The 26,994-nt window shown below is 56.0% G+C and carries 24 protein-coding genes; 5 read left to right on the top strand and 19 right to left on the bottom strand.

Annotated elements, in window-relative coordinates:
* Nucleotides 1–942 (bottom strand): tRNA dihydrouridine synthase DusB, encoded by a 942-nt coding sequence (dusB, locus tag GF1_RS06775; protein WP_267928867.1) that lies wholly within the window; start codon nucleotides 940–942, stop codon nucleotides 1–3.
* A gap of 331 nt (nucleotides 943–1,273) precedes the next feature.
* Between dusB and GF1_RS06780 the strand changes: the two genes are divergently transcribed.
* On the top strand, nucleotides 1,274–3,205 hold the full coding sequence (locus GF1_RS06780; RefSeq protein WP_267928868.1) for a transketolase: 1,932 nt from the start codon (nucleotides 1,274–1,276) through the stop codon (nucleotides 3,203–3,205).
* A 117-nt stretch (nucleotides 3,206–3,322) separates the two neighbouring features.
* Here GF1_RS06780 and lptE read toward each other — a convergent pair whose 3' ends face one another.
* From lptE to GF1_RS06865, 17 genes are all read right to left on the bottom strand, one after another.
* Complete coding sequence (gene lptE / locus GF1_RS06785; protein ID WP_267928869.1) at nucleotides 3,323–3,880, bottom strand: LptE family protein; 558 nt, start codon at nucleotides 3,878–3,880, stop codon at nucleotides 3,323–3,325.
* A gap of 40 nt (nucleotides 3,881–3,920) precedes the next feature.
* Nucleotides 3,921–6,410 (bottom strand): leucine--tRNA ligase, encoded by a 2,490-nt coding sequence (gene leuS, locus GF1_RS06790; RefSeq protein WP_267928870.1) that lies wholly within the window; start codon nucleotides 6,408–6,410, stop codon nucleotides 3,921–3,923.
* Nucleotides 6,411–6,489: 79 nt separating this feature from the next.
* Nucleotides 6,490–7,881, bottom strand: a complete 1,392-nt coding sequence (dnaB, locus tag GF1_RS06795) for a replicative DNA helicase (RefSeq protein WP_267928871.1) — start codon at nucleotides 7,879–7,881, stop codon at nucleotides 6,490–6,492.
* A 178-nt stretch (nucleotides 7,882–8,059) separates the two neighbouring features.
* Nucleotides 8,060–8,521: a 50S ribosomal protein L9 gene (gene rplI, locus GF1_RS06800; protein WP_267928873.1), complete on the bottom strand. Its 462-nt coding sequence runs from the start codon at nucleotides 8,519–8,521 to the stop codon at nucleotides 8,060–8,062.
* Between the two features lie 262 nt (nucleotides 8,522–8,783).
* Nucleotides 8,784–9,767 carry a DUF2232 domain-containing protein gene (locus GF1_RS06805; protein ID WP_267928875.1) on the bottom strand — a complete coding sequence of 328 codons (984 nt, stop codon included), beginning with the start codon at nucleotides 9,765–9,767 and terminating at the stop codon, nucleotides 8,784–8,786.
* Nucleotides 9,768–9,780: 13 nt separating this feature from the next.
* Nucleotides 9,781–10,020 (bottom strand): 30S ribosomal protein S18, encoded by a 240-nt coding sequence (gene rpsR / locus GF1_RS06810; RefSeq protein ID WP_267928876.1) that lies wholly within the window; start codon nucleotides 10,018–10,020, stop codon nucleotides 9,781–9,783.
* A 36-nt stretch (nucleotides 10,021–10,056) separates the two neighbouring features.
* Nucleotides 10,057–10,467 (bottom strand): 30S ribosomal protein S6, encoded by a 411-nt coding sequence (rpsF, locus tag GF1_RS06815; RefSeq protein ID WP_267928877.1) that lies wholly within the window; start codon nucleotides 10,465–10,467, stop codon nucleotides 10,057–10,059.
* A 153-nt stretch (nucleotides 10,468–10,620) separates the two neighbouring features.
* Complete coding sequence (locus tag GF1_RS06820; protein WP_267928878.1) at nucleotides 10,621–11,016, bottom strand: MazG nucleotide pyrophosphohydrolase domain-containing protein; 396 nt, start codon at nucleotides 11,014–11,016, stop codon at nucleotides 10,621–10,623.
* 51 nt (nucleotides 11,017–11,067) lie between these two features.
* Nucleotides 11,068–11,637, bottom strand: coding sequence for a response regulator (locus GF1_RS06825; protein WP_267928879.1), 570 nt, complete (start codon nucleotides 11,635–11,637; stop codon nucleotides 11,068–11,070).
* A gap of 54 nt (nucleotides 11,638–11,691) precedes the next feature.
* Nucleotides 11,692–12,528, bottom strand: coding sequence for a CheR family methyltransferase (locus GF1_RS06830; RefSeq protein WP_267928880.1), 837 nt, complete (start codon nucleotides 12,526–12,528; stop codon nucleotides 11,692–11,694).
* Nucleotides 12,529–12,601: 73 nt separating this feature from the next.
* Nucleotides 12,602–13,111 (bottom strand): CheB methylesterase domain-containing protein, encoded by a 510-nt coding sequence (locus tag GF1_RS06835; RefSeq protein WP_267928881.1) that lies wholly within the window; start codon nucleotides 13,109–13,111, stop codon nucleotides 12,602–12,604.
* A 5-nt stretch (nucleotides 13,112–13,116) separates the two neighbouring features.
* A complete protein-coding gene (locus tag GF1_RS06840; protein WP_267928882.1) occupies nucleotides 13,117–13,752 on the bottom strand; it encodes a response regulator in 636 nt (211 codons plus the stop codon).
* Nucleotides 13,753–13,996: 244 nt separating this feature from the next.
* Complete coding sequence (locus tag GF1_RS06845; RefSeq protein ID WP_267928883.1) at nucleotides 13,997–14,476, bottom strand: chemotaxis protein CheW; 480 nt, start codon at nucleotides 14,474–14,476, stop codon at nucleotides 13,997–13,999.
* 43 nt (nucleotides 14,477–14,519) lie between these two features.
* Entirely contained in the window at nucleotides 14,520–16,676 is a 2,157-nt protein-coding gene (locus tag GF1_RS06850; RefSeq protein ID WP_267928884.1) for a methyl-accepting chemotaxis protein, read from the bottom strand.
* Between the two features lie 104 nt (nucleotides 16,677–16,780).
* Nucleotides 16,781–18,427 carry a methyl-accepting chemotaxis protein gene (locus GF1_RS06855; protein WP_267928885.1) on the bottom strand — a complete coding sequence of 549 codons (1,647 nt, stop codon included), beginning with the start codon at nucleotides 18,425–18,427 and terminating at the stop codon, nucleotides 16,781–16,783.
* A gap of 83 nt (nucleotides 18,428–18,510) precedes the next feature.
* Nucleotides 18,511–21,393 carry a hybrid sensor histidine kinase/response regulator gene (locus GF1_RS06860; protein WP_267928886.1) on the bottom strand — a complete coding sequence of 961 codons (2,883 nt, stop codon included), beginning with the start codon at nucleotides 21,391–21,393 and terminating at the stop codon, nucleotides 18,511–18,513.
* Between the two features lie 329 nt (nucleotides 21,394–21,722).
* Nucleotides 21,723–22,163 carry an FKBP-type peptidyl-prolyl cis-trans isomerase gene (locus tag GF1_RS06865; protein WP_267928887.1) on the bottom strand — a complete coding sequence of 147 codons (441 nt, stop codon included), beginning with the start codon at nucleotides 22,161–22,163 and terminating at the stop codon, nucleotides 21,723–21,725.
* Nucleotides 22,164–22,440: 277 nt separating this feature from the next.
* Here GF1_RS06865 and hisI point away from each other — a divergent pair, with 277 nt between their 5' ends.
* From hisI to GF1_RS06885, 4 genes are all read left to right on the top strand, one after another.
* Entirely contained in the window at nucleotides 22,441–22,890 is a 450-nt protein-coding gene (gene hisI, locus GF1_RS06870; RefSeq protein ID WP_267929115.1) for a phosphoribosyl-AMP cyclohydrolase, read from the top strand.
* Nucleotides 22,891–22,997: 107 nt separating this feature from the next.
* Nucleotides 22,998–23,870 (top strand): ATP phosphoribosyltransferase, encoded by an 873-nt coding sequence (gene hisG / locus GF1_RS06875; protein WP_267928888.1) that lies wholly within the window; start codon nucleotides 22,998–23,000, stop codon nucleotides 23,868–23,870.
* A gap of 29 nt (nucleotides 23,871–23,899) precedes the next feature.
* A complete protein-coding gene (yihA, locus tag GF1_RS06880) occupies nucleotides 23,900–24,487 on the top strand; it encodes a ribosome biogenesis GTP-binding protein YihA/YsxC (protein ID WP_267928889.1) in 588 nt (195 codons plus the stop codon).
* Between the two features lie 212 nt (nucleotides 24,488–24,699).
* The gene (locus GF1_RS06885; RefSeq protein ID WP_267928890.1) at nucleotides 24,700–24,870 is read left to right on the top strand and encodes a hypothetical protein; all 171 of its coding nucleotides are present in this window, start codon (nucleotides 24,700–24,702) and stop codon (nucleotides 24,868–24,870) included.
* Between the two features lie 314 nt (nucleotides 24,871–25,184).
* On the opposite strand, the gene lepA is transcribed toward GF1_RS06885, so the two are convergent.
* Nucleotides 25,185–26,975: a translation elongation factor 4 gene (gene lepA / locus GF1_RS06890; RefSeq protein WP_267928891.1), complete on the bottom strand. Its 1,791-nt coding sequence runs from the start codon at nucleotides 26,973–26,975 to the stop codon at nucleotides 25,185–25,187.
* Nucleotides 26,976–26,994: the final 19 nt, after the last annotated feature.

Here is a 26,994-nt window from a genome sequence, read left to right on the forward strand (position 1 = left end):
TTATCTGTTCTCCCTGAGCGCAGGCGGCTTAAACAGAGCCATGAGTTCATCAAGGGACCTGCAGTCGGTTATCTGTCGGCGCAATCTGCTGGCTCCGGGCAGGCCGGTCAGATAGCGGGCAGCGTGGTTTTTCAGCCTGAAGAGGATGCGCTCTACCGGAAGAAACTCCCTGGCCAGTTCCAGGTGGCGCAGGACCACCGGGAAACGCTCTGCCAGGGTATCGGGCCGCCCCTCGGGCTGAAACACCCAGGGGTTTCCCAGGGCGCCGCGACCGACCATGACCCCGTCGCAGCCGGTCTCCTCCATCATCCGCAGTCCGTCTTCAAAGGTGAGAATATCGCCGTTACCGATCACCGGAACAGCCACACTCTCTTTTACTTTTCCGATCATATTCCAGTCCGCCAGACCGGAAAATCCCTGGGACCAGGTCCGGGCATGGATGGTGACCGCGGCCACCCCGGCCTCCTGGGCCATACGGGCAAATTCAGGGGCCACCAGCTGGTCGCTGGTCCAGCCGGAACGGAATTTGACCGTCACCGGCAAGCTGGTGTTGCGAACCACGGCCCTGATAATGGCCGCGGCCCGGTCAAAATCCTTCATCAGGGCGGCTCCAGAACCCTTCTTGATGACCTTGCGGACCGGACAGCCCATGTTGATGTCAATGAGATCAATGGGCAACCGGTCAAGCTCTGCCGCGGCCCGACCCATGATCTCAGGTTCATTGCCGAAAAGCTGAAAGCCCACCGGTCGTTCCCGGGGAGTGGTGGCCAGCATTTCCAGGGTCTTTGGCTGACCATGGACCAGCCCATGGCAGCTTATCATCTCCGAGAGACAGAGGCCGGCGCCCATCTCCCGGCACAGGAGGCGAAACGCCAGGTCCGTGTAGCCGGCAAGGGGAGCCAGGATGAAGGGGCTCTTGAGGGTAACTGTTCCTATCTGCATTATTCTTGAAAGATTGGTGCTCGTCTTGGGGCTGGATTTTTCCGGTTGTCTTTCTGGGGCATTGTATTATAACGATTTGATCATTTTGTACACGAAAGAGCGACAACCATATTGTTTCCCTTCTCCGGGTCCGGAGCAGGAGACTGCCTGAAGGTGCACCGACCCCCGACCAGTGGCCGGAAAACGGTTCCTTGGATGTCAGCCGGCCCTGAGCCGCAGGACAGCCGCTGCAGGTTTTTCAGTTTTTTATTGTTTGTTGTTCTTCCCGGCCCTGTAAACGGGAAGACAATGCCATGAATTTCGTTACAGGAGTTATGGAGAAAAAAAGACAATGGTTCTGAAGTTAGATGTCAGCAAATCAGAATTGAGCAGCGAAGAGATTCAAGAGCTCCAGGCAATGCGCAAGCGGTGTGCCCGGCGCATTCTGCTCTCCACCACCCTGGCTGCCTCCGGCCATCCCGGTGGCTCGCTCTCCTCCCTGGACATGCTGCTGGTCATGTATGCCATGATGAAGCATGATCCGGCAAATCCCCGCATGCCCGAGCGGGACCGGGCCGTGATGTCCATTGGTCACATCTCCCCGGGTGTCTACTCTGTCCTGGCGGAAAACGGTTATTTTTCCGAAGAGGACTTTCTCCAGGGATTTCGCCGCACCGGTTCTGGTTTTCCAGGCCATGTGGAGTCCATTGTCCCCGGGGTCGAATGGGACACGGGTAACCTGGGGCAGGGGCTTTCCACCGCTGTCGGCATGGCCCAGGCCCACAAGGTGAAAGGGGAAACCAACCGGGTTTTCTGTCTCATGGGTGACGGTGAACACCAGAAAGGCCAGCTGGTGGAAGCAATGCGCTATGCCCGTAAATACAGGCTGGACAATCTCATCGGCCTTGTGGACCGCAACCATCTGCAGATCTGCGGCTCCACCGAGGAGGTGATGCCCCAGTCGATCCGCAAACTGTACAGCGACATGGGCTGGGAGGTGATCTACCTGGAAGACGGTCATGACTACAATGCGCTCTTCCAGGCCATTTCCCGGGCCTACGGCAACACCAGCGGCGTACCGGTGGTGATCATTGCCCGTACCATCATGGGCAAGGGCATTTCGTTTATGGAAAACCAGGCCAAGTATCACGGTTCGCCCCTCAAGCCGGAACAGCTGGCCGAGGCCCTGGCTGAACTGGGCGTGGAAAACGATCTTGAAAAATGGCAGGAACTTCGCCAGCAGCCGGTACGGACCCACACCATCATGGCGCCGCGCACCGACTATCCCGAGGTTTCCCCAGGTGAGCCCATCCTCTACGACGCAAAGACCATGACCGACAACCGTTCCGCCTATGGCAACGCCCTGCTCGGACTGGCCGAGGCCAACAACAACGGGACCCCGGTGATCACCGGTATCTCGTGTGACCTGGAAGGATCGGTCAAGATGGGCGGATTCCATAAACATTCACCCGAGGCCTATTTTGAGGCCGGTATCCAGGAACACCATGCCGCGGCCATGGCCGGGGCCATGAGCTGTGAAAACCTGGTCACCTTCTTCTCCACCTTTGGTGTTTTTGCTGTTTCCGAGGTCTACAACCAGAACCGGCTCAGCGATTTCAACCATGCCAACATGAAGATCGTCGCCACCCATCTGGGGCTCGACGTGGGTGAAGACGGGCCGACCCACCAGGGCATCGATTACCTGGGACTCTTTAAAAATCTGTTCCGGTTCTCGGTCTTCATGCCGGCCGATCCCAACCAGACCGACCGTATTGTCCGCTATATTGCCACCAGCCCTGGAAATCATTTCGTGGGCATGGGGCGCTCCAAGACGCCTGTGATCACCCGGGAAGACGGCTCAGTGTTCTTTGACACCGACTATGTCTTTACACCGGGTCGGGCAGACTGGCTGCGGCGGGGCAGCGACGCGACCATCATCACCTACGGCGCGGTGACTCCGAGCTGTATCGAGGCCTGGAAATTGCTGCAGGAGGCCGGTATCTCAGTGTCGGTACTGAACATGGCCTCGCTTATTCCGCTCGATCGCGACAGCGTGATCGAGGCCGCCAAGGCCGGTCCCCTGGTCACGGTGGAAGACCACCACGTGGAGAGTGGGCTCGGCGTCAGTGTGGCAACCGAGCTGGTCGAGGCCGGCGTCTCGACACCGCTGGTTCGTCTCGGGGTTCGGCGCTATGGTGGTTCGGGCAAACCGGCCGAGCTCTATCAGCAGCAGGGACTGGATGCCCGGTCCATTGCCGAGACGGTCCGGGAACTGCTTAAATAAGGATTGCCACCCAGATAGCAGAAAGAAAAAAAAGACGCGACAGCCGCTATCTGGCTGTCGCGTCTTTTTTTATGTCCTCTTTGTCTTCTGGCCAGCTTGAAAATTTTGTTTTTTCTGCTACCGGCCGGGGCTCTTTTCTGTCTCTTTTCTTCTCTGTTCCTGCCGCAGCCTCTCCAGGGTTCCAAGATAGATCCGTTCCGAGAGATCGGCAATAATCTGCTCCACCGCCTCCTGTTCGTTGATGCTGGTGGTGTTGTCGCTGAGCTGGTATTCCTCGCTCCATACTTCCCGCGGGACCTCCCAGAGCAGGGTGCCGTTTTTCAGGTCTTTGAGCACGTAGCGGACCTGGAGCCGGACCTTGACCTCTTTTGTCTCGGCATTGCCATCCCAGGATATGCTGGGCAGATCGATGGCGACGATTTCACCGGCCAGAATCAGATCGGCCCGCTCCCGATCCCGGATCAGGTTGATACTGGGCGATTTCTGGAACCAGCGGGCCAGAGAGTGGTAGATTCTGGTGTCCAGGTCCAGCTGGTTGGTGCGGTTTTTCCACTGGGGCATGTAGACGGTCTTTTCCGGTCCATCATAGATGTGGGGAAAATAATAACCGCAGCCGCCGAACACAAGTGTAAGCAGCAGGACGGTCAGGAGTTGACCCCTCTTGTACAGTCTCACGTGATACCCCCTGTCGTGGTATGGGCTATGGGTCTGTGGTTCAGACGACGATATTGACCAGCTTGCCCTGAACCACAATAATCTTTCTGGGTTTTTTGTCGCCGGTGAACTTCTGGACCCGTTCGTCGGCCAGAGCCTGTTTTTTTAAGTCCTCCTCCTGGATAGCCGCCGGAACCTGCAGCCGGGCCCGGACTTTGCCGTTCACCTGGACCACAATGGTTATCTCCTCTTCCTTCAAAGCCTCGGGATCACAGGTGGGCCAGGGTTCCTGATCCAGAAGTGTGGTATGTCCCGTCTGTTCCCAGAGTTCGGCGCAGAAATGGGGAACCATGGGAAAGAGAAGCCGCAGGATGGCCTCCAGGGCCTGGCGCAGGACCGTGCGGTGGATCCTGGCTGCCTGCTCAGCGGTCAGCCGGGAGATCTGATTGGTCAGTTCCATGACCGCTGAAATGGCGGTGTTGAAATGGAAGTTGGTTTCAATGGAATCGGTAACCCGCTGGATCGTCTGGTGTGTCTTGCGGTAGAGGGCCCTATCGGTTTCGTTCAGGTCGCTGATCCGGATATCCTGGGGTTCCTCCTGAAAGCAGTCCAGGCTGGAGTTGACGAGCCGGTATACCCGGTTGAGAAAACGCGACGCCCCGTCCACCCCCTGGGCGTTCCATTCCAGATCCTTTTCCGGCGGCGCAGCGAACAGGGAAAAGAGACGGGTGGTGTCGGCCCCGTATTGATCGATGAGATCCGAGGGATCCACCACGTTGCCCTTGGACTTGGACATCTTGGCCCCGTCCTTGATCACCATGCCCTGGGTCAGGAGATTGGTAAACGGTTCGTCGATGTTGAGGTAACCAAGATCCCGCAGCACTTTGGTGAAAAACCTGGAATAGAGCAGGTGGAGGATGGCATGTTCCACCCCGCCGATGTACTGGTCCACCGGCAGCCAGTAGCCGGCCTTTGCCGGATCCAGCGGCGCCTGGTCGTTATCGGGGCAGGTGTACCTGGCAAAATACCAGGACGACTCGACAAAGGTATCCATGGTGTCGGTCTCCCGCCTGGCCGGACCACCGCAACCGGGGCAGCTGGTGCTGTAGAACTCCTCTTGCTGGTGAAGCGGGGCGTGGCTGCCGTTTGGATCGTTTGTGCCCGGCAGGGTTACGGGCAGCTCATCGGCGGGTACCGGGACCACGCCGCACTCGGGACAGTGGATGATCGGGATAGGGGCGCCCCAGTACCGCTGGCGGGAGATACCCCAGTCCCGAAGCCGGTAGGTGATGTGCGGTCGGCCAAAACCCTTGTCGGCGGCATAATCGATGATGGCCTTTTTGGCTTCCTGCCAGTCCATACCGGTGAACTCAGCGGAATCGACCAGTTTTCCAGGACCGGTCCAGGCCTCCTCCATGGTCTCGCCGGCCAGGTGGTTTCCTTCCGGCTGGATCACCGGACGAATGGGCAGACCATATTTTCTCGCAAACTCGAAATCACGCTGATCATGGGCCGGGACGGCCATGACAGCTCCGGTGCCGTATTCCATGAGTACAAAGTTGGCCACATAGATGGGCACCCTTTCGCCGTTGAAGGGGTTGATGCAGTAAGCGCCGGTGAAGACACCATGCTTTTCCGGTTCCTCGTCCACGGCCAGGCGCTGTTTCTCAATCAGAGTCTTTTCTATGAACTCCCGGACCCGGGTTTCCTCCTCGCGTCCCTGGATGAGTTTGTCGATGAGCGGATGTTCCACGGCCAGCGACATGAAGGTCACCCCGAAGATGGTGTCGGGCCGGGTGGTAAAGATGGTGATCTTCTCCTGGCTGTCCTCCACCGGGAAATCGCAGGCCAATCCTTCGCTGCGGCCGATCCAGTTGCGCTGCATGGTGACAACCTTTTCCGGCCAGCCGGTGAGCTGATCCAGGTCTTCCAGCAGTTCGTCGGCATAATCGGTGATCTTGAAAAACCAGCCGTACATGGTTTTGGGCAGGACATGCTCGTCGCAGCGCCAGCAGCAACCGTCGATGACCTGTTCCCGCGCCAGCACGGTCTGGCAGCTCTTACACCAGTTGACCGTGGTCTCCTTGCGATACACCAGCCCCTTTTCAAGCATCTGCAGAAAGATGAGCTGTTCCCACCGATAATAGGAGGGATCACAGGTGGCCAGTTCCCGGTCCCAGTCGTAACTGAGGCCCATGGCCTTGAGCTGGTCACGCATGTAGGCGATATTATCGTAGGTCCAGGTAGCAGGATGGATACCGCGCTTCAGGGCAGCGTTTTCCGCCGGCAGGCCAAAGGCGTCCCAGCCCATGGGATGAATGACATTGAAACCCTGCATGCGTTTGTAGCGGGCAATGACATCACCGATGGAGTAGTTGCGGACATGCCCCATGTGGATCCGGCCGGAGGGATAGGGAAACATCTCCAGGACATAATATTTCTTGCGGGAAGGATCTTCGCTCACCTTGTACGGTTTTTCTTCGGCCCAGCGTTGCTGCCATTTGGCCTCGATGGTCTTGAAATCGTACCTGTCGCTCGACTGTCTATCCATGACTCTCTGTGGTTTGGTTGTTTACATGAATCCGTGCAGCTTGCCGGGTTGCCGCCCCGGCCGGGCAGGGGCGTGGCTCCTAGCTGTATCCTTCTCCCGGAGGCTGCATGGGGGTGTAGTTTTCAAACGTAGTGTACTGGGAGAGGAAGGTCAATTTGACCGTACCAATGGGCCCATTACGCTGTTTGCCGATGATCACCTCGGCAATGCCCCGGTTGGGGTTGTCCTCTGCGGTGTTATACACCTCGTCGCGGTAGATGAAAAGGATAAGGTCGGCATCCTGCTCAATGGCGCCGGACTCACGCAGGTCCGAGAGCTGGGGCCGCTTGTCGTTTCGAGATTCCAGGCTGCGGTTGAGCTGTGAGAGGGCCACCACCGGGACATCGAGTTCCTTGGCCATGGCCTTGAGCGAGCGGGAGATGTCGCTGATCTCCTGGGTACGGTTCTCGATATTGGACTTACCCTTCATCAGCTGCAGATAGTCGACCACAATCAGGCCAAGGTTATGTTCGGCCTTGAGGCGTCGGGCCTTGGCGCGCATGTCGAGCACGCTCATGGCCGCTGTATCGTCGATGAAGATGGGCGCGTCGGTGAGCATGCCGGTGGCCCGGGTCAGTTTGGGCCAGTCGCTTTCCAGCAGCCGGCCGGTCCGGATTCGCTGGGAATCGATGCGGCCCACAGAGCAGAGCATACGCAGGGCCAGCTGTTCCATGGACATCTCAAGACTGAAGACCCCCACGGATACCTTCTCGATAAGAGCGGCATGCTGGACCATGTTCATGACCAGGGCGGTCTTGCCCATACTGGGGCGGCCGGCGAGAATGATCAGGTCCGAAGGCTGCAGCCCGGCAGTCATCCTGTCAAGTTCTTCATAGCCTGTGGCCACACCGGTGATATGTTCCTTGCGTTCAAAGAGCTTGGTTACCCGTTCAAAGGCCCGGGGCACGATCTTGGCCATGGGCTGGAAGCCCTGACCCTTTTTGGCCTGGGCGATCTCAAAGATGGTCCGCTCGGCGTCGTCAACCAGGGAGTCGATATCGTCCTGTTCTTCGTAACAACGGGCCGCCACTTCTGTGGCGCTGCGGATGAGGCGACGGAGAATGGATTTCTGGCGGATTATTTTCGCGTGGTGGACCAGGGTCCCGGAAAAGGGGATGATATCGGTCAGTGAGGCCAGGTAGGCAGGACCGCCGACCTGATCGAGTTTGTTCTGGTCGCTGAGAAGGTTGGTGACCGTGATCAGGTCATGGGGTTCTCTTTTTTCAAAGAGCTGGACCATGGCCTGGTAGATCAGCTTGTGGGCGTCGCGGTAGAAATCTTCCGGCTCGAGAATCTCGACAATTTTGATCAGGGATCCATCCTGAATGAGGACAGTCCCGAGTACGGCCTGTTCCGCCTCCACATTCTGGGGCGGCAGGGTACCGGTATGGCGCTGTTCCTGTGGTACGGGTGACGATGTTTGCAGAGCCATATCAGTTCAGCTGGAGAAATGTCTAAACCGTGTAGGGTTCAGACAGAAAAAAGGCGGTGTTATCCACTGTCAGAAACGACGAATGGTTTTTCCTGCATAGTGAGCGGGAAAAACCATTCGCCTGGCAAGCAACTGATTGCGGCTGCCGACAGGACCGGCAGCTCCGTGCTCTGGCAGCCTAAGCCGCGTCACCCGCGGTTTCCGGTACCACCTGCACGATGATATCGGTGGTCATCTGGTAACCCACCTTGACAGCAACCTTGACTTCGCCGATGGCCTTGATCGGCTCAGCCAGCAGAATGGCTTTGCGATCTACAGCAATGCCGGCTTCGTCAAGTTTCTCTGCAATATCGCTGGTGGTAACGGAACCAAAGAGCCGGTCCTCTTCGCCAACCCGGCGGGCGATTTCAATGGTCTTGCCTTCCAGCTTCTCGGCCAGGGACTGGGCAGCCTTTTTCTCCTCTTCGAGTCGGGCGGCGATGGCAGCCTTCTCCCGTTCGAGGCGGGCCATGTTTTCCTTGTTCGCGGGTACGGCAAAACCTTTGGGAAAGAGATAGTTTCTGGCATAGCCAGGCTTGACATTTACAATGTCTCCTTCCTGTCCAAGATTGTCAATTGTCTTTTTCAGTATGATTTCCATCGGTTGGATCCTCTTTCGTCATATTCGCAAGAATTATCGAAAAATGAAGCTGTACAGTACCCGCCTGGATTAAGTGGTTCGGATCAGAATGGGCTGTGAACTTCTTCCGGTCCTTCTGAAAAACTGTCAATGGCTTTGGTACCAGTGTTTGCCGGTAAAAATTTTCTTTCCGGGCATGGTGTCCAGGGAACAGCGTTTCAAAAACGACCTGCTTTGTACGGCATCTGAAAAACAACCGGCATCCACCGGTTGTTTCGTCTTGTCAGGTGTTTTGGTGTTCGTCCGCCGGCGGGGTCTGGAATTTTCTGAAATCCAGCCAGACATCGGCCAGCCCCAGCATAGCCACCAGCAGCAACCCGTAGCTCTGGACAATGAGGATAATATACAGAACCATCCTCAGATATCCAGGTACTTTCCACCGGTCAAGCAGAAAAACAACCACCGCCAGACCCTGGAAGAAGTAGAGCAGCCCCATGACCAGGGCGAGACAGGTACCCAGGTCACGAATGAATCCCCGGCCAACCAGGATGAGCAGTCCGGCCCCGATTATTCCCCACACCAGCCGGTCGGGCAGCTGCCACTTGCTGTATGGGGGCCAGGGGGCAAATTCCGGATGCAGACGCCTGAGTATCCTGCTGCCGGCAACCAGGTTGAGCCAGACGGTCAGCAGCAGGGAGCAGGCAAGTACCCCGGGCAGCACCCGGGGGATCAGCATCCTTATGTCATCGACCACTTCTTTCAGGGCCAGGAGCATTTCCGGAGAAAGCTCGGTGCTCTGGCGGTAGGCCTCGTAGGTCTGGGCAAATCCAGCATCCAGCATCTCCACGAGATGGCGGTAGGGATTAACCCCCTGGGTCATTCCGTAGATGGCCCAGAGAATAAACCAGGTAAGGCCGAGAACAAAAACGCCGCGACCGCCGGCCGCGACCGGTGATTCGCCCTGGATCGTGCTTCGGTACAGACTGTAGCCCAGCGGTACCAGGCTCAGCACGAGAAGCTCCATGCCGAGCTCACCGGTACCTATCGCCACCATGAGTGAAACGACAAGACCGTTTCGCAGATAGATGCTCCCCTGACGCAGGCCATGCACCCGGAGGGTATATAGTACCGGGATGGCCAGCAGTCCCGCCCCCCAGCTGAAGAGGGAGGGAATCAGAACCGGCAGGGAAAATACGGCGGCCAGCAGGACCGCCGGACCCGATAGTGGCGAATTGTTCGCGGGTCTGGCGCTGTCATGCTCCGCCACAGTTAGTAATTGCTCAGAACTGGGTTGGGCCTGTGTACGGCAGAAGGGCCAGCTGGCGGGCGCGTTTTACCGCTTCGGTCAGCTGTCTCTGGTGCCTGGCACAGGTACCGTAGATACGTCTGGGAATTATCTTGCCCCGTTCCGTAACAAAATTACGCAGGGTTTTGACATCCTTGTAATCTATAACCAGCTCTTTATCTGTGCAGAACCGGCACACCCGGCGACGGGAAAATACTCTTTTGCGTGGAGCCATTGTACTTCTCCTTATGTTCTTGTCCCGGTTCGGGAATTACTCGGTTTTCTCTTCAGTTGAGGCGGTCTCTTCAGCAGCACCGGCCTCTTCCTCGGTTTCTTCAGGTGCAGCTTCGGCGGCCACCAGTTCCATTTCCCTGGCGATTTGCTCGGCATCGATGGAATCGGCCAGCTTGATGGTGAGGTAGCGCAGGACCCGGTCATCGATGCGGAAGATACGCTCCAACTCATCAACAGCGGCAGCCGGGGCGGCGTAGTTGATATAAACGTAGTAGCCCTGGACCTCTTTCCTGATCTCATAGGCCAGTCGTTTCATGCCCCAGCGATCAAGATTGATGATCGTGCCGCCATCATCGGTGATGATGGCATTGGTACGATCGATGATTTCCGTGAACTGGTCTTCGCCCAGGTTTGGGCGCAGAATGTAGGTGGTTTCGTAGTGACGCATGATTCCTCCTCTTGGTCAAAACGGCCCTCGCTTCAATCCCTGGGGTGAGAGCGAGAAGGTTAATGTTGGTGAACATCTCAGTTAACACTGATGCATGCATAGTGTCAACAGAAAACTCACCGGCTCAAGAGATGGAGTCAGAGGGGATGGGCGTCAGGAGTTTTTCTTCTCGTCCGCCTTGATGGCTTCCCACTGACGGCGGAGCGCTTCGTCGTCGCCGGTGGCCGCACCAGCAAAGACATGGGGATGACGGCGGATCATTTTTTCACAGATGGACGACAGGGCATCAGTCGCGGTGAAGCAATCCTGGTCGCTGTACATGGCGGTGAGCATACCAAGGATATAAAAGAGATCGCCGATCTCCTCGCAGACGTGGTCCGGATCATCCCTGTCAATGGCCTGGGCCAGTTCCTCTGTTTCCTCAAGGAGGTATTTTTTCAGGCTTTTCGGGGTCTGCCGCTGATCCCAGGGACAACCATCGGCGGACCGGAGCCGGGCGATGATATCCCTTAGGCGTAGGAACTCTCTGGCATCACTGGTGTAATTCATGGGCAATTACTCTCATGGACCTGCACATATTGCCTGGGTGGCCTGGAACAGCTATTGGACGCCGATAATTTTCAGGGCCTCTGCTATCCGCACCCCTTCCTCTTTTTCCGGGTCCGAGAGAATTTTCCGCAGCTGGTCCAGCTTGAGCTGCAGGTCAGCGGCGGTAATTTCCAGGTACTGGATGGTCTGGGCGGCCGAAGATTCCGTGACATCCATGGCCTCTCGCAGATCATCGGCATTGCGGATCAGGGATTTGACCTCGCTGATCTTTTCCAGGCGGATGAAGAGCTCATCGAAGTTAACCGGTTTCTCCAGGTAATCCACCGCCCCCTTTTTCATGGCCTCCACCGCGGTGTCGATGGATGAATGGGCTGTGATAACTATAACCTCGGTGTCGATGCTCTTTTCCTTGACCACCTGCAAAAGCTCGATACCGCCGATGTCACCGGGCATGACCAGATCGGTGACCACCACATCAAAGCGTTGGCTAGCGAGTTTGCGGGTCGCCTCAACACCATCGCCGGCAACCGTTACCTCATAGCCGGCATCCTGCAGTCTTTTTTCCAGCAGACGCCGGACAACCGGATCATCGTCTGCAACGAGAATGGACATATGGTTCATAGCAACTCCTTGCACCGGGTGCGCTGTACTTTCCTGGATCCTGGATGGCACATATTACTTGAGCTGATAATAGAGGGCCCTGAGATGTCTCTTGGGGACAAAACGGGAGCATATACCGGTCAGGGATTCGGTGGCGCCAATGATGAGATATCCGTCGGGTTCCAGGACATCGGCCAGCCGGTTGAAGAGTTTTTTCCGATCTTCCATGGTGAAATAAATGGCAACATTGCGGCAGAAAATGATGTCAAACTTGCCAAGACCGGTGAAGGGCCGCATCAGGTTGAGTTTGCGAAAGGTGGCCATCACCCGCAGTTCATCCTTGACCTGCCAGTAGCCGCCGACTGGAATGAAGTATTTTTGCAGTTTGTCCCGGCCAAGTCCCCGTTCAATTTCAAACTTATTGTATCTTCCCCTGGAGGCCTGGGCAATGGCTGTGTCTGAGATGTCGGTTCCCAGCAGCTTGATGTTGTATTTTGAGGTATCGCCCAGCAGTTCCTTGAGGACAATGGCAATGGAGTAGACCTCCTGGCCGGTGGAACAGGCGGCGCTCCAGATCCGGATTCTCGGCTTGGAGAATTTGGATTTGGGGGTTCGCCGATCGATCAGGTCGGGAAGAATCTTGTGCTGAAGGAGTTGAAACGGTCCTGCATCGCGAAAGAAGAGGGTTTCATTGGTGGAGATGGCATCGATTATCTTGCGCTCAATGAGCTTGCGGGAATCGGAACGGGCTTTCTGGTACAGTTCCTTGAATGTTCTACAGCCCAGTTCCTCTGCGACCTGGGAGAGCCGGGTCTCAATAAGATATTTTTTACTTGCATCAAGATGGATCCCGGATACCTCATGGATATACTTGGTGATTATCTTGAGCTCTTCTGGTGTGATTTTCAGCATGCAGTGGACCGGCGGTTATGCTTCAGACAGGGATAAGACCACAGTGTCTTGTTGGTGGTCACGTGCTTTAGCATCATTTGACAGTTTTAATAATCTCATCGGCGATTTTGTCGAGCGGAGCCACCACGTCCAGCAGACCTTTTTCCGCCGGAGCCTTGGGCATGCCGTAGACCACACAGGTTTCCCTGTCCTGACCGATGATCCAGGCACCCTTGCGCTTGAGAATCTCCAGCCCCTTGGTCCCGTCGGACCCCATGCCGGTCATGATGACGGCAGTGGCCCGGCCAACGTAATAATCGGCCACCGAGCGGAACAGATAATCGACCGAGGGCTTGCAGCTGTTCTCCGGTGGATCATTGGTGATCTTGATGAGTCGGTTCTGGCCGTCGGCCGAGGCGACCAGTTTCATCTGCTTGCCGCCGGGCGCGATGTAGGCCACATTGGGCTGGATGGCCTCCCCGTCCTCAGCCTCTTTGACCATGATTGCACACTTGCTGTTGAGGCTGTTGGCCAGCGACTTGGTGAAAACCGGCGGCATGTGCTGAACAATAACGATGGGCACTCCAAGATCACCGGGCAGCATGGGCATCATCCGGGCCAGGGCATTGGGGCCTCCGGTGGAGACGCCAATGGTGACGATCTCGGATTTACTCTGCCGGACCGTGCCCTTGCAGGGCAGTGGCCGGCTTCCACCGGCAGCAGGCCGGGTGGCCGGAACGGTTTTTTGACTGCGCAGGGAAGAACCAATGGACCTGGCCGTGGTCGTTTTGCGCCCCCAGGTTTGCGGCCACGGATTGCACCTACGGTGGTTCGACCACGCTGAAAAGCCTTGATCAGCGGTGCCAGCAGATCATGGAGTTGTTTCTTGCTCTCGAGAATATTGTTGGTGCTGGGTTTGAGGATGAAGTCAAATGCGCCGAGTTCCAGGGCCTTCATGGTCATTTCCCCGCCTTCGGTGGTAAGGGTCGAAACCATGATGGCGCTGGTATCGGGAGCTTCCTTCTGCAGGGCTTCGAGCACCTCGATACCGTTCATCTCCGGCATCTCGATATCCAGGGTCAGAAGATCCGGCTTTAAGGTCCGGACCTTGGACATGGCGATCTTGCCGTTATGGGCTACCCCGACCACCTCTACCCCGGGCATTTCCGAGAGGATATCACTGACCGCCTTACGGTAGACAACCGTGTCATCGACGACCAGGACCTTGATTTTTTTATTAAGCATCAACTTTGGCTGGTATGTTCATTGGGTTGCTATTTGCTGGACAGCCTGGTGTGCCGGCGTAGTGCAGTCTTTCCAGACAAATCTGCCCGGCGCTGCTCCATCACTGCTCCACACCCTCCCAGAGGGCAGGGAGTGGCTGATATTATGATTATTGCAGGTATAGTTTCCGTGCCTTTTCAGGGTTGTAGAACAGCAGCGCTTACGCGACCGGTTCGCTCCCGGAAGGCCCTCTGGCAGGGGCGGGCTAATTGACCCGGTGACCGGTCCGGCTCTCGTTCTCCATCTTGAGCACTTCCTCCACATCCAGGATACCGATAAGTTTGTTATCGGTCTTGTAGACCCCGGTGAAGAAGTTTCCCTGGATACCGGACATGTTGGCCGGGGCCGGCTCGATCTTGTCGGGATTGGCCATGACCACGTCACTGATCTGGCGTACCAGAAGGCCGATATGTTCACCCGGGGCATTGACGATGATGTTGCGCGGGTCGTCACCGAGGCTGGTTTCGTCCAGGCCGAGTTTCTTGCCAAGATCGATGATGGTGACGATCTGTCCCCGGAGATTCAGGATTCCGGTGACATAGGAGGGTGCCTGGGGCACCCTGGTCATCTCCATGAGCTTGTTGATCTCCTGGACCTTGAGGATATCCATCCCGCACAGGGCGTCCCCGACATAGAAGGTTGCCAGCTCAAGGATATTTTTTTCGGTTTTGGTGGTATTTGTCATAAACTGCTCCATAACAACTGTATTAAATTGCTCAGGGGGCTTGTCAGCTGAGGCGGAAACGGCTGATCATATGTTTGAGTTCCTCGGCCAGCCGCTGCAGATCCTCGGCCTGGTCATGTACCTTCCTGCTGCCCTGGGAGATGCTGGAGGCCGCAGCATTGACCTGGGCCACGTCACTGGAGATCTCCTGGGAAACGCTGGAGCTCTGGGCCACGTTTTCAGCCACTTCACCGATGCCTTCACCGGCCTGGAGGATGTTGCTCGTCAGCTCGTGCATGGTGCCGGACTGTTCGTCAAGAGCAGTGGAAATGGAGGAGACGATGGAGTCGATCTCCCTGATAACATCGGTGATGTTGCGGATCCCCTCCACCGTGACACCGGTGGAACTCTGGATATCTTCAATCTGCTTCTTGATCTCGCCGGTGGCCTCGGCGGTCTGCTTGGCCAGTTCCTTGATCTCGTTGGCAACCACGGCAAAACCCTTGCCCGCTTCGCCGGCCCGGGCGGCCTCGATGGTGGCGTTGAGGGCAAGGAGATTGGTCTGCGAGGAAATTTCCGTTATGGTCTCGGTAACTTTGCCGATATCCTGGGCCGCCACACCAAGCTCGTCCACCTTGCTGGAAATATCACCCGCCTCGCTCACCGCGTTGCCGGTGATATCTTTGGCCTTGGATGTGTTTTCCTGGATCTCCCTGATGGTGGAAGAGATTTCTTCCGTGGCCGTGGTCATCACGTTGAGGTTGGCGGCTGCCTCCTCTGTTGCTGCGGCCACGCTGGCCATGTTGGAACTCATCTCTTCGGCAGCCGCGGCCACACTTTCCGAGCGCTGTGCGGTTTCGGCCGAGGATTCATCCAGGGTGTTGGACACCGTCACCAGGGATCCGGCGGCGCTGTTGAGGTTGAGGGCATTGTTCTTGATGTCCTCGACCATTTTGGCCACGTTTTTCAAAAAACCGTTATAGTACACGGCAACCTCGGAAAATTCATCCTGCACCACTGTTCCGAAAACTTCCTTGCATTCACTGCAGGAGCTGTACTCGCCGCTGGAAATTTTCGGGCACTGGGGGTGGTCCGACAGGGAGCCGGCTTCTTCCCAGCAGTATCCTGTCTTGCCGTACATGGTACAGTCGGTCTTGCCGCATTCGGCCACGGAGGAGCAGTTGACCCCTTCCACGCTGCTGGAGTCGAGATACTGGGTCAGGTCACCATTGCTGGCCTTTTCAAAGCGGGCGATGAGTTCGCTGATCGGCTTGTTGATAGTCTGGTTGAACAGGAGCCAGATCACGGCCTGGACCAGGAGAAGCGCTGCAATCCCGAGCCCGACAATGGTCAGCGCGGTCTTGCGGGCCTGGGCCAGGGGCGCGGTGATGTCCCGGGGCACCACGAGGACCCCGGCGATTTTTCCGGAGTAATCGAGCAGGGGCTGATAGGCGGTCAGGATCTCGCGGCCATTTTTGCGGCTCGGTTCAACGACCAGGTCCGTACTCTGCATCATCTTGCGCAGTAGCGGTTCCTCGGTTTTGGAAATTTCACCGTTCTGGGTTGTGGCCTGATAACGGAATCCTGTACCATCGGGTACCACCAGGGAGATATCTTCGCCGATGATCCGCTTGATTCTGGCGAGGAAGGCGTTGTCGAGCGGAGCGCCAAATTCCACCGACCCCACATGTTCGCCCTCATAATCGATGGGTACCACGGCCCGGATGGAGAGGCCTGCCTTCCCCTTTTCAATGGCGGCGATAGAGGACTGGTTGGTATTGACGGTCACCACGGTCTTGCGGAAGCTGGAAAGGTCATCGCCGAACTTGCTGGGTTTCTGTAGCCGGAGAAAGGAGATGGCCGGCGGCAGATGGAAATGAAAGACATTGAGGGAGGTGTGCTCCTGCAGTTCCTTGTACAGGGGCAGACAGAGCTGCAGCATGGAGGTTCTGTTCCTGGTGGCAAGATACTCCTGTACGGCTGGAATATGGGCCACGGTCTGGGCCAGCAGCTGGGTCTTTTCCTTTTCCGATTCGATGAAATCCTGAATCCGGCTTGTCTGCTCCTGCAGCTGTTCGCGGCTTTCAGCAAGCGTCTGTTTGGTGGTGCTGGTGTAAAAAACCCACACAGGAATTATAACCAGGATGGCAACCACAGCCCCGAGGGCCACCAGGAATCTGGTTTTGATCTTCCTGGGCCGCAGTTTCTGCAGAAAATTCATGTTGTCCTCCAGAGATAAATTAGTTGTCCCATACTGACTGATTGTTTCTGAAAAAACCGAGACAGCAGTTCAGGGTATGCAGTCATGACAAGGACTAATATTTTTTACACCTTGAACTTCCGGACCAGATTGTCAAGAGCTTTCGCCAGGTCTTTGAGTTGTTCCGCGTTGGAAGCCAGTTTAGAGGATTCATCATTGATTGCAGATGCCTTGCTGTTCACTTCAACTATGGCAGTTGCAACTTCATTGGATACCAGGGAGCTTTGCGCCACATTTTCGGTGACCTCCTGAATTCCTTCGGAGGCCTGGACGATATTTTCAGTGATCTCATGGGTGGTGGCAGTCTGTTCTTCCAGGGCTGTGGCGATGCCGCCTACAATCTCGTTGACTTCTTTAACAGTTTCCGCAATCTCGCGAATTTCTGTAACCGTCACCTTGGTAGAGGACTGGATGGATTCGATCTTCTGCCGGATATCCTTGGTCGCTTCGGCAGTCTGTTTGGCCAGTTCCTTGATCTCGTTGGCAACCACCGCGAAACCCTTGCCAGCTTCCCCGGCCCTGGCTGCCTCGATGGTGGCGTTAAGGGCGAGCAGGTTGGTTTGTTCCGAAATTTCAGTGATGGTTTCAGTTACTTTGTCGATCTCGCTGGCAGCAGTACCCAGTTCATTGACCCGGGTCGACGCTCGCTGGGATTGGGAAACAGCATTCTCGGTAATGTTTCGTGCGTTTTCGGTATCCTGGGTGATGGTGTTGAATGTTACGGTCATTTCCTTGACCGCTTCTGCCATAATGGAGACATTGGTGGATGTTTCCTCGACTGCGGCGGCCACGGTATTCATATTGGAGGACATCTCGCCTGCTGCTTCAGCCACAGCGTGAGAACGGTCGGAAACTTTTTCCGTCTCCGAGGAAACATGGGTGGAAATAGCAAAGAGTTCTCTGGATGATGTGTCCAGATCACCCGCATTGTCGCTGATGTGTTGGATTATCTTGCGCAGATTACGAGCCATGCTATCCAGGCTGGTACCTATCTGGCCCAGTTCATCGGTACCGGAAATATTTGCGACTGCAGTGAGATTACCATTGCCAAAGGTTTCGGTGAACGAACGGATCTTCTCAAGCCTGCTGCCGATGGACTGTACCGTGGAGAGGGCGAACGCAATGGCGGCCAGACCAAAAATGACCAGAACGACCTGTATGGTGATAAGCAGTCGAACCGATCCTTCGGCATTTTCCTGCATGATGGTTACCGCTTCGTTCATCTTTTTCAGCAGGTCCATATTCCCTTTGATGATGGTGTCAAGGATGGCATCGACCGGCTGCTCACTGGTGAGGACCGTGTTTATTCTTCCCTTGCACGACTCCCATTGCTGGGCGACAACTTTCAGTTGTTCCAGTGCGTTGCTTGTTGCAGCAGGCAGTGTTACGTATTTGCTGCTCTGGGCATCAAGGGTAAGCGGTGCCTGCCCGGAATGAATCAGCGCGTTGAGTGTCTTGTCAAAGATGGTGGTGGTGTTTTCAACTTGTTCTGCAAGTCTTCTGTCAATCTTGCCGGTTTTTTCCCTGGCAAGCTGAAACTGCAGCAGTTCCTTGGCCATTTTCTGGGTCAGCATTCGTTGCCTGCCGGCCAGGTTGATGACTAGGCTGTCATTTTTCTGCTTTGATGTCACATACCAGGTGGCAAGGAACATGCACACGATAATGCAGGATAGCCCCAGAACTGTAGATATGAGTTTAAGTTTAATATTCATTGTTGTTACCGTTATGTTGTGGAATTATTTCCGTTTGATTTTATAGTTATTGCCTGACACTTTTTCACGGTCAGACATCCCTGTTATGCGGCCACAGCCTGTCTGGCGTACTTGTGGACACTTTCCATGAGCCGTTCTTTGTCCAGCTTGATGTGATATTCGTTAAATCCCACGGCTTTGCCTTTGGCAATGTCTTCATCTGCGGCCAGCGTGGTCAGCGCGATAACCGGCAGATTGGCAAATCTGGGATCACTGCGGATCTTCTCTGTTAACTCGAATCCGTCCATGTTGGGCATCTCGATATCTGTCACAACAAGAGATATCTCATCGGCCCGTTCTTCCAGGGCATGGAATGCCTGGACTCCGTCTTCGGCCTCGATAACATGGTAGCCGGCTTCCTCCATGTATCCCTTGACCTGGTTGCGGAAGAAGTTGGAGTCTTCTACCACCAGGATGGTTGCAGCCTCCTCTTCCTCCACCACTTCACTGAGTGCAAGGTCGGCGAACCATTCAGGATGAACGGCCTGGACAAGTTCAAAGATATCCACAAGCATAGTGGTCTGGCCATCAATAATGGCAGAACCCATGATGCCGGTCTGCTTGAGGGTGACATCGTCTATGTCTGCCGCCACTTCGATGGCATCCACCGGTCCGATGGCCAGGAGTCCGATATCCTTGTTCGCCAGGTGGAAAACGATAACCAGGAGATCGTCCTGTTCCTTGATCGGCTGGACCATGGCTACATCGTCAATGCAGAGCAGGGGCAGGCTGCCGCCTCGGTACTGCATGACCCGCCGGCCACCCACGTCTTCGATGTCTGTGATCTTGATTTTTTCAACCCGTTCCACCATGTTGAGCGGCACGCCGAACTGTTCTTCCTCGGAACTGCGGAAGATCAGCAGGGCCTGCTTGTCACGGCGGGCAATTATGGCCTCTTTGGCGGCCTCGGCAAGTTCCTGGGCCCGGTCCGAGCCTTCCATGGATGTAAGACCGGCCATCTGGGCCAGGTTGCTGACATCGAGGATCAGGGCGATGCGTCCGTCCCCCATGATGGTGGCGCCGGCATAGCCGCGGCACTGCTGCAGATGACGGCCCAGTGGTTTGATGACTATTTCCTCGGAGTCGTGCAGCCGGTCGACGATGACCCCGTATTTCATGGTTCCGGTGGAAACAACGACAATATTCAGGGCCGAGGCTGGTCCCTGCCGCCGTTCGATGGATTTTCTTTCATGGCGGTCCGTGTCATCGGGCGGTACTGTTTCCTCCCGGGATTCCGAACTGTCACGGAACAGGGGACTTTTTCTGGATCTCCGATCGGCGATATTGACCCTGCGGTCGAGTTTGGTCTCCCCATCCTTGGGATCGTAATAGGTCCGCTCGATTTCCAGGACGTCGGAAAGCCGGATCAGGGGCAGCAGGTTGCCGCGCAGGCGAACAACCTCGGCATCACCCACCCGTTCCACCCGGTCCTTGACCTGGGCGGCCGGGATGCGTAGCAACTCCTCCAGGTTGACCTGGGGTATGGCATACCGTTCGCCGCCGGTCATGACGATCTGACAAGGAATGATGGCCAGGGTCAGCGGCAGCTTGATGGAGATGGTGGTTCCCTTGCCGACCTCGGACTCGATCTCAATGGAACCGCCGAGCTTGTCCAGGTTGGTTTTGACCACATCCATACCAACGCCGCGGCCGGAGACATCGGTAACCTCCTTGGCGGTCGAAAAACCGGGCAGGAGGATGAGGTTGATCTTTTCCTTCTCCGACATGGTCTTGGCCTGTTCCGCCGTGATCAAACCCTTGTTTATCGCAGCCTGGGCGATCATGTCACCGTCCAGCCCCTTACCGTCATCGGAGATCTCGATCACCACCTGACCTGCTTCATGGTAGGCTTTGAGGACGATGAGTCCTCTGGCATCCTTGCCTTTTTTGATCCGCTCTTCCGGCGGTTCAATGCCGTGGTCCACCGAGTTACGGATCAGATGGGTCAGGGGATCGTTGATCGCTTCGATGATGGTCCGGTCCAGTTCGACCTCCTTGCCGACAATGGTGAGCTCGATCTGCCGGCCAAGTTTCTTGGCCAGATCGCGGACCACCCGGGGGAACTTGTTGAACACGTTACCGATGGGCTGCATCCGGGTGAGCATGATGGCCTCCTGGAGCTCGGAGGTCACCAGGTCGATTCGCTGGCCCACCGCTTCGGCGTTGCGGACATCGCCGGAGGTTATGGTCTGCAGGAGCTGGTTTCTCGACAGAACCAGTTCGCCGGCCAGGTTCATCAACTGGTCGAGCAGGCTCACGTTGACCCGGATGGTGGTGTCGGGTTTGTGCGAGGTGGCGGCCAGTTTTTTCTTGGCCTTTTTGGGTGGGTCCGGAGTACTCTGTGTCGGGGCCGGCTCCAGAGACTTCGGTGGCGGTGTCTCAACCGTTGCCGCGGCCTGAACGGGTTCCGGCTCGGGCTCGCTTTCAGGCGTGACGGCCTCGGTTTCCACCTCTTCCTCTGCAGCTGTTTCCTCAGGCTTTTCTTCAGAGGCGGACTCAGGTTCAGATTCGCTGGCCGCTACCGGAGGCGCCGCGGCCTCGCCACCCTCATAGATGGCATTGAGCGCGTTCAGGTGCTCGGAAATATCCACCTCGTTGCTGTCATGGATGTTTTCGATCAGTTGCTGCAGTTCATCCGAGGCCTGAAGCAGGACATTGATGATTTCCGGGGTCGGAACCAGCTTGCGGCTGCGGATAAGTCCCAGGACGTTTTCCGTCGCATGGGCCAGTTCCTGGATAACGGTCAGGCCCATGAAGCCGGCTCCACCCTTGATGGAGTGGGCAGCCCGGAAAACCTTGTTGACCAGGTCATCATCAATATCCGCCCCGGCATCCTCGATGGCCAGCAGATCATTCTCTATGTCCGCCAGATGCTCCAGTGATTCTTCTATAAAACCCTGTAGAATTTCATCATCTTCGATTGGCATACCATGTGCTCCCTTGCAATATGGGACAGCAATGCTGTCATATCTTGTCGTAAATAGCGCCAGGCACCACGGCATTAAACGGGACTTTTTTTCCGTTCTCCGGCGGCGGGCCGATTCACGCCGAACAGTCCTGCAGAGGTCGCAGGACTATCATAGTTAGTATTTTACGGGTATCCTTTCAGGGTTGTACAGATTTTTTTAGTCTGCCTGGAAAAAAAGACGCCGTATATGGCACAGAGCCCGGCCAGGAAAGAGATAAAATGACGCCCGGAAGCGACCAGGCCACCTGGTTTTTTCTTCTCGAGGATGGCGATGGGATTTAAGGTGTGTTATTTGTTGATTCCCACCAGGGTGACGGTATAGGTAATGGGCTTGCCGGCCAGGGGATGGTTATAGTCCACGGTGACGGTATCGTTGTTGACCGACAGAACCGTTGCCGGAACCTGTTCTTCCCGGCCGTCCTTTTCCAGGGCCAGGGAAAGAATCATGCCGGGCTTGGGCTCGATTTTTCCTTCAAAAATGGAGCGGGGCAGGGTATGGACCAGTTCCTTGTAATGCGGACCGTAGGCGTCTTCCGGAGCAATTGTCACGGTCCGTGTCTGGCCCGGTTCCATGCCCAGGAGGGAGACCTCCACTGCCGGGAAGATCTTGCCGTCACCGATGGATAGCGTGAGAGGCTTGTTCTCCGGAGTCGCGTCGATAACCTCGCCGGACTTAAGGGTGGCCTTGTAGGTGATGGTGACGGTATCGGTCAGGGCTACTGGAGACATATGGCTTCCTCTGCTTTGCTTTGGTGGATGGTCGTTGATCGCGGTCATTGTAAAGAATTCCTCCCTGTTTGACAATAGGCTCCTGAAAAGAAAGACCACCTCTTGACAAAGCAGGATTAAGCGCATAAATGTGCTAATTTCCTGAATGGAAGGAGAAAGATATATGGAACTGGAATGTGCAAAATACAAGGAGAAAATGGCCTCGGATGAGGCCAGCTGCCGCCACCCTGGTGATTACTGCACCTATCGGACATCGTGCATCATCCACTTCATGGGTATGGAAAAAAAATCAGACGGTACGACGAGCCCTCCCGATCCAGTGAGTCAAAAAAACGAAACAACTACTATGATACCACTAGATTTTTCCAAATCAGCCGACGGTCTTTTGCCGGCTATCGTCCAGGACCATGCCAGCGGCGAGGTGCTGATGCTGGCTTATATCAACGAGGAGTCCTGGAAAAAAACCCTGGAAACCGGCAAGGCTCATTACTGGAGTCGCTCGCGAAAAGCCCTGTGGCTCAAGGGTGAATCATCGGGCCATGTGCAGATGATCCGGGAGATCCTGGTGGACTGCGATGCCGATACCGTGGTCTTCAAGGTGGAGCAGCTCGGTGGCGCCGCCTGTCATAAGGGGTACCGAAGCTGCTTTTTCCGCCGGGTGAGTGATGGAAAACTCGTGGTCGACCAGACGCCGGTGTTTGATCCCAAGACCGTCTACGGGTCATGAACGGACTCCGGAGTCCGGGCAGACCATGTGAAAGATGAGAGATGCAGGCTTGCCCCCGGCCGTTGCCGGGGCAGCCTTACCCCGCTAACCGCTTCAACTTTAAGATTATGAATCAACTTAAACTGGGAATTCCCAAAGGCAGCCTGGAAAAGGCTACCATCGACCTGTTTGCCAAATCCGGCTGGCAGATCAAAATGATGTCGCGAAACTATTTCCCCTCCATCGATGATCCGGAGCTCTCCTGCTCCATCTGCCGGCCCCAGGAGATGTCACGCTATGTGGAGTCAGGCATGCTCGATGCCGGGATCACCGGCAAGGACTGGACCCTGGAAAACGGCTCGGATATCGAGGTCATCACCGATCTCGTCTACTCCAAGGTGAGCAAGAAGCCGACCCGCTGGGTGGTTGCCGTGCCCGGAGACTCTGACATCCACACCATCGAGGATCTCGAGGGTAAAAAGATCGCCACCGAACTTGTCAACGTGACCCGGAAGTTTTTCGAGAGCCGTGGCATCAATGTGGAAATCTTTTTTTCCTGGGGAGCGACCGAGGCCAAGGCGGTCTCCGGGCTGGCCGACGCCATTGTCGAGGTAACCGAAACCGAGACAACCATCCGGGCCCATGGTCTTCGGGTTATCCATGAACTCATGGAGTCCAACACCCAGCTCATCGCCAACAAAGAGTCGTGGCAGGATCCCTGGAAAAGAGAGAAGATCGAAAATATCGCCCTCCTGCTCCAGGGTGCTCTGCGGGCAGACCAGATCGTCGGACTCAAGATGAATGTCCCGCAGGAGAACTTTGACGAAATCCTCAAGATTCTCCCCAGTGTCACCGCCCCCACCGTGGCCCAGCTCTACAAGCAGCCATGGTTTTCCGTGGAAACTGTTATCTCCAAGCACCAGGTCCGCGACCTGGTACCCAGGCTGAAAAAGCTCGGGGCCGAGGGCATCATCGAATATGCTCTCAACAAGGTCATCTGAATGCATCTGCCTGCAGGAAACAGCATATAATGGACTTTTCCCGGGTTGAGTTTATCAAGGGGGTCTACTCCTTAAAGGAGCTGCCCGAACCCATCTGGCCGGAGATCGCCTTTGCCGGGCGCTCCAATGTGGGAAAGTCCAGCCTGATCAACCGGCTGGTCAGGCGTCGGAACCTGGTCAAGACCAGTTCCCGTCCGGGCAAGACGCAGGCGCTCAACTACTTTTCCGTGGACGAGCGGATGTACCTGGTCGATCTGCCGGGGTATGGTTTTGCCCGGGTTCCCAAACAGATGCGCTCCTCCTGGGAACATCTCATTACCGGCTACCTCGAAAGGCGGGAGACCTTGGTCTGCGTGGTGGTGATAATTGACCTGCGTCATGAATTAAAAAGCCAGGACCGGGAGCTGGTGGACTGGCTCAGGCACCATCAAAAGCCCTTTCTTCCGGTCTACACCAAGGCAGATAAACTCTCGAAAAACAAGCAGATGAAGAATGCAGCCGCGCTGGATGCGGCCTTGACGATCACCCCGGATAAGCGGGTCCTTTTCTCGGCCAGAACCGGGCAGGGACGGGAAGATCTGGAAAGCAGACTTGCAAACTATGTTGAAAATTGGTAGGTATTTTTGTGGCAACAGGTGCAGGAAAGATTTTCCGGTTTAAAGCGCAATAGTTATTGCGCCAAAACCGCAAAAATCCATGGGCAACGGAACAAAGGAGGAGTCAGATGTCGCTGAGATCAGATTGGCCGTGCTGGGAAATTATGCAGTGCAAACCAGAACATGCAGCCCAGTGTCCCGCATATCAGTCCTCGCGGCCCTGCTGGGAGGTCATGCAGGAGCTTGACGTCTTCTCGTTTAACATCTGTAAGGACTGCCTGGTCTATGTGATCAAGCAGAAGAATCCCATCTTCAGCAAGGAAGAAATCCTGAGCATCATGTGCCAGAAAGGGGTGGATGTCACTGGCAGATGCTGTGTGGCAGACTGTCATTCGGTGCGCTGAGACCAGTCCTTTTTCAGGTAGAGCCCCGCTTGCCGGAGACACCCCGGGACAGGAGTTCACTCTTTGAACATCCTTGCCTGCCTCGCTTACCTCTGAAATATCGGTCCGGTATATTCTGACTGGAGAGTTCGGTGTCATCGGCGGTCACCAGCCGATGACCTGCGAACTTTTTCCGTAAAAGCGGTGGTTTGACCGGCTGTCCGGTGACGGCCGGATAAACCGGCAGACGTACCCGGAGATCCAGTCGCAACCCTTCCTGCAGATTATCCTGGAAGTACCTGTTGCAGGAGATTTCCGGGCGTATGTTACCCGGCTCAATCCGATTTGAGGACGGCCAGGAAGGCCCGTTGAGGTATCTCCACATTGCCCACGGTTTTCATCCGCTTTTTACCCGCCTTCTGTTTTTCCAGAAGTTTCCTTTTTCGGGAAATATCACCCCCATAACATTTTGCCGTTACATCCTTTCGCAGGGCCGATACTGTTGTCCGGGCGATGATGTTTCCGCCGATGGCCGCCTGGATGGCGATCTTGAACATCTGCCGCGGAATCTCTTCCTTCAGCCGTTCACAGGCTCTCAGGCCCCGTTCCCTGGCCCGGGAACTGTGGACAAGCTGGGAGAGGGCGTCCACCTGCTCCCCGTTCACCAGGATATCGAGTTTGACCAGGTCGCTTGGGCGGTAATCGATCAGTTCATAGTCAAAGGAACCGTATCCCTGGGTCACGGACTTGAGCTTATCGTAAAAATCGTAGATCACCTCGGCAAGCGGCAGCTCGCAGGTGAACTCGATCCGGCCGGGCATGGGATAGTGGTAGTTGGTATTCTCGCCTCGCCGCTCCATGCAGAGCGTCATGACCGCGCCCATGTAGCGCTCGGGAATATGGATGGTCGCCTTGATGAACGGTTCTTCGATGCGGTCGATGGAGCCGGGATCCGGAAAATAGGCCGGGTTGTCCACCTCACGCATGGTGCCGTCCTTGAGATAAAACTGGTACTTGACCGTGGGCACGGTGAGTATGAGCGAGATGCCGAACTCACGCTCCAGCCGCTCCTGAACCACCTCCAGGTGCAGGAGGCCTAAAAAACCGCAGCGGAAACCAAAACCAAGGGCTGCTGACGAGTCTTTCTGAAAAGTGAGGGCTGCATCGTTTAACTTAAGCTTTTCCAGAGCCGCAGCCAGGTCTTCATAATCATCGGTGGAAATCGGATAGATCGATGAAAAGACAACCTGTTGCACTTCCCTGAATCCAGGCAGGGGGGCAGGGCAGGGGTTGTCCTTGAGGGTGATGGTATCACCGGGTCTGGTGTCGGATACGGTCTTGACCCCGGCAATGATATAGCCTACCTGGCCGGCACAGAGTTCCTTTTGTGGCTCCCTGGTCAGGTGAAACAGCCCCACCTCCTCCACTTTGTACTCGGCCCCGTTGGACATGAAGATGATCTGGTCGCCGGGCCGGAGGCGGCCGTTGATAATCCGGACCGAGATAACCGTCCCCCGATAGGGATCGTAGTTGGCATCAAAGATCAGAGCCTCGAGCGGTTTATCCGGGTCGCCTTCGGGCGGGGGCAGGTACTTGACAATGGTCTCGAGCAGTTCGTCCACACCCTCGCCGGTCTTGGCTGAACACTTGCAGATCATGTCCGCATCCAGGCCCAGGTCCTCCTCGATGGACCGGACCACCTTTTCAGGTTCGGCCGAAGGCAGGTCGATCTTGTTGATCACCGGGATGATCTCAAGATCGTTCTCCATCGCCAGGTAGAGGTTGGCCAGGGTCTGGGCCTCAACTCCCTGGGCAGCGTCGATGAGGAGCAGGGCGCCCTCGCAGGAGGACAGGGCCCGCGAAACCTCGTAGCTGAAGTCCACATGCCCCGGAGTGTCGATCAGGTTCAGAGTATAGGTCGTACCGTCCTTTGCCCTGTACGGCAGGCAGATGGTCTGACTCTTGATGGTGATGCCACGCTCCCGTTCGATGTCCATGGAATCGAGCAGCTGGTCCTGGAACTCCCGGTCGGTGACCATGCCGCAAAGCTGGATCATCCGGTCGGAAAGTGTGGACTTTCCATGATCTATGTGAGCGATAATGCTGAAATTTCGAATATGCTGCATGGGCAGATATAAACCTGTG

Origin of the sequence: Desulfolithobacter dissulfuricans (assembly GCF_025998535.1) — a bacterium.
GTDB classification, from domain to species: domain Bacteria; phylum Desulfobacterota; class Desulfobulbia; order Desulfobulbales; family Desulfobulbaceae; genus Desulfolithobacter; species Desulfolithobacter dissulfuricans.

What these genes read in the sequence shown, in the direction of transcription:
- leuS (WP_267928870.1), bottom strand. Translation starts at nt 6,410, where the DNA reads ATGGATAGACAGTCGAGCGACAGGTACGATTTCAAGACCATCGAGGCC.
- yihA (WP_267928889.1), top strand. Translation starts at nt 23,900, where the DNA reads ATGGACTTTTCCCGGGTTGAGTTTATCAAGGGGGTCTACTCCTTAAAG.
- hisG (WP_267928888.1), top strand. Translation starts at nt 22,998, where the DNA reads ATGAATCAACTTAAACTGGGAATTCCCAAAGGCAGCCTGGAAAAGGCT.
- dnaB (WP_267928871.1), bottom strand. Translation starts at nt 7,881, where the DNA reads ATGGCTCTGCAAACATCGTCACCCGTACCACAGGAACAGCGCCATACC.
- GF1_RS06845 (WP_267928883.1), bottom strand. Translation starts at nt 14,476, where the DNA reads ATGACAAATACCACCAAAACCGAAAAAAATATCCTTGAGCTGGCAACC.
- GF1_RS06860 (WP_267928886.1), bottom strand. Translation starts at nt 21,393, where the DNA reads ATGCCAATCGAAGATGATGAAATTCTACAGGGTTTTATAGAAGAATCA.
- rpsF (WP_267928877.1), bottom strand. Translation starts at nt 10,467, where the DNA reads ATGCGTCACTACGAAACCACCTACATTCTGCGCCCAAACCTGGGCGAA.
- GF1_RS06780 (WP_267928868.1), top strand. Translation starts at nt 1,274, where the DNA reads ATGGTTCTGAAGTTAGATGTCAGCAAATCAGAATTGAGCAGCGAAGAG.
- hisI (WP_267929115.1), top strand. Translation starts at nt 22,441, where the DNA reads ATGGAAAAAAAATCAGACGGTACGACGAGCCCTCCCGATCCAGTGAGT.
- GF1_RS06850 (WP_267928884.1), bottom strand. Translation starts at nt 16,676, where the DNA reads ATGAATTTTCTGCAGAAACTGCGGCCCAGGAAGATCAAAACCAGATTC.
- GF1_RS06820 (WP_267928878.1), bottom strand. Translation starts at nt 11,016, where the DNA reads ATGAATTACACCAGTGATGCCAGAGAGTTCCTACGCCTAAGGGATATC.
- rpsR (WP_267928876.1), bottom strand. Translation starts at nt 10,020, where the DNA reads ATGGCTCCACGCAAAAGAGTATTTTCCCGTCGCCGGGTGTGCCGGTTC.
- GF1_RS06840 (WP_267928882.1), bottom strand. Translation starts at nt 13,752, where the DNA reads ATGCTTAATAAAAAAATCAAGGTCCTGGTCGTCGATGACACGGTTGTC.
- GF1_RS06865 (WP_267928887.1), bottom strand. Translation starts at nt 22,163, where the DNA reads ATGTCTCCAGTAGCCCTGACCGATACCGTCACCATCACCTACAAGGCC.
- GF1_RS06855 (WP_267928885.1), bottom strand. Translation starts at nt 18,427, where the DNA reads ATGAATATTAAACTTAAACTCATATCTACAGTTCTGGGGCTATCCTGC.
- GF1_RS06830 (WP_267928880.1), bottom strand. Translation starts at nt 12,528, where the DNA reads ATGCTGAAAATCACACCAGAAGAGCTCAAGATAATCACCAAGTATATC.
- lepA (WP_267928891.1), bottom strand. Translation starts at nt 26,975, where the DNA reads ATGCAGCATATTCGAAATTTCAGCATTATCGCTCACATAGATCATGGA.
- GF1_RS06885 (WP_267928890.1), top strand. Translation starts at nt 24,700, where the DNA reads ATGCAGGAGCTTGACGTCTTCTCGTTTAACATCTGTAAGGACTGCCTG.
- rplI (WP_267928873.1), bottom strand. Translation starts at nt 8,521, where the DNA reads ATGGAAATCATACTGAAAAAGACAATTGACAATCTTGGACAGGAAGGA.
- dusB (WP_267928867.1), bottom strand. Translation starts at nt 942, where the DNA reads ATGCAGATAGGAACAGTTACCCTCAAGAGCCCCTTCATCCTGGCTCCC.
- GF1_RS06825 (WP_267928879.1), bottom strand. Translation starts at nt 11,637, where the DNA reads ATGAACCATATGTCCATTCTCGTTGCAGACGATGATCCGGTTGTCCGG.
- GF1_RS06835 (WP_267928881.1), bottom strand. Translation starts at nt 13,111, where the DNA reads ATGCTGCCCGGTGATCTTGGAGTGCCCATCGTTATTGTTCAGCACATG.